This is a genomic window from Tahibacter aquaticus, assembly GCF_004363655.1.
Lineage (GTDB): Bacteria > Pseudomonadota > Gammaproteobacteria > Xanthomonadales > Rhodanobacteraceae > Tahibacter > Tahibacter aquaticus.
The window spans coordinates 1-1,451 of record NZ_SNZH01000068.1; the positions used below are offsets into that span (position 1 = coordinate 1).

Below are 1,451 nucleotides of genomic sequence, written 5' to 3' on the forward strand. Positions count from 1 at the left end.
ATATTGCCGAACTGCAGTTCGTTGGCGATGTTCACGTCCACCTTGAAGGCCGGCAGGAACGGACCCGACCAGACCACGCCGCGGATCATGCGCATCGAGGCGTCCAGCTCGGCCGGCATGCGCACGATGTAGGCGTATTCCGGCGCATAGCCGAGGATGTGTCCGCCGCGGCTTTGAATCGCGGCGCGGCGGCCCTCATCGATGGGGCCGTCGAACTTGACCAGGCGCAGGGTGGAGTTCTTGAACTCTTCGGCCTTGGCCAGCGGCTCCAGGCTGGGATGGGCAACCGACACCTTGCTGCTGCAGACATCCTGCTGTGCGGCGTCGAACGACACCAGGCAACGCTCATCTGCCGCATGTGCAGAAAGAGACAAGGCAAGACCAATACCAATAAACAACGATGTACGCATGTGGAACATCTCCCTCGCTAGTGTTTACAGCAACTGCGGCAGGACTGCCCCCCGGCGTCTTCTGCCACAGCATTTTTTCCGGCGGCGGAACTGCCGCCGGCAATGGCATCGTGGTATCGGCCGCTGGCCGTGGCGCGGCGCGCGCGTTTTCCAGACACGGTAAACCGCACCGGACCTGCGGTGTTCCACGATGAAAGCGATAGTGGGCACAACCAGCTCTGCGATCCTCCCCAGGTCGCCGGGCTAGACGGGCTGTAGGTCGCGACAGTCCCCTCGGTTGTGCACCGGCGGAGGTTCGCGGCTAAGGCGGGTGATTCCGTACTACACGGAAAAGTACGGCGGCGGAGCTCACGCTGCGTCGCATTCAGTAGCGCTTCGCCGCGGTGTCTCCGTCAACTGCCGCAGCTTGCCTCAGTCTCGCAAAGGAAAAATGTGATTGTTTGTCCAGTTAAAACAATTCCAGGGGTATGCCCAGGCCGATGGGGCATTGCCGGCGTCTGGACCCTGGCCTGCGGTTGCGCTGCCGCGCAGGGATGGCGGACAGGTCGCGGCTGACCGGACACGAAAAAACGGGCTCCATTGCTGGAGCCCGTCACGTGTGCAGCAGGAAAGGGAAACGCTAGCGCTTTACAGCGTTGGCAGCAGGCACCAGCCCTTCAGGGTGCCGGTATCCTGACCGGCGGCATCGACCGCGCGCAGGCTCCAGGTACCGTTGAGGGACTGGCCAACGAACGGCGTGAACAGGTTGTTCGGCCGGTAGCTGGCGCCGCTGGTATAGGCCGGCGTACCGCTGCCGCAGTTGCTTTCCAGGGTCAGGCTGGCGGCGCCGTCGACGATGACGTTGCCGTTGTCGCCGGAACAGCCACTGCTACCGGTGTTGCTGGCATTGCCCGGACGCTGCAACAGGGTCACCGAGGTGGTGCCCTTGGTCAGTATCAGGGTGAGATCGCCCATGTAGGTGTGGGTGATATCGAAGGACAGGCGCAGGCCGGTCAGGGTGCCGGTGGTGCTGACGACCTGGCTGTCGGTGACGCCGGTGGT

General features: G+C 63.3%; 2 protein-coding genes. Both read right to left on the reverse strand.

The window, feature by feature from the left end; genetic code table 11:
• Positions 1-410: hypothetical protein (locus DFR29_RS28805; RefSeq protein ID WP_133822078.1), on the reverse strand; the 410-nt coding region annotated here is incomplete at its 3' end.
• Between the two features lie 627 nt (positions 411-1,037).
• Positions 1,038-1,451 (reverse strand): proprotein convertase P-domain-containing protein (locus DFR29_RS28810; protein ID WP_208113777.1); only part of this gene is annotated, 414 nt, incomplete at its 5' end.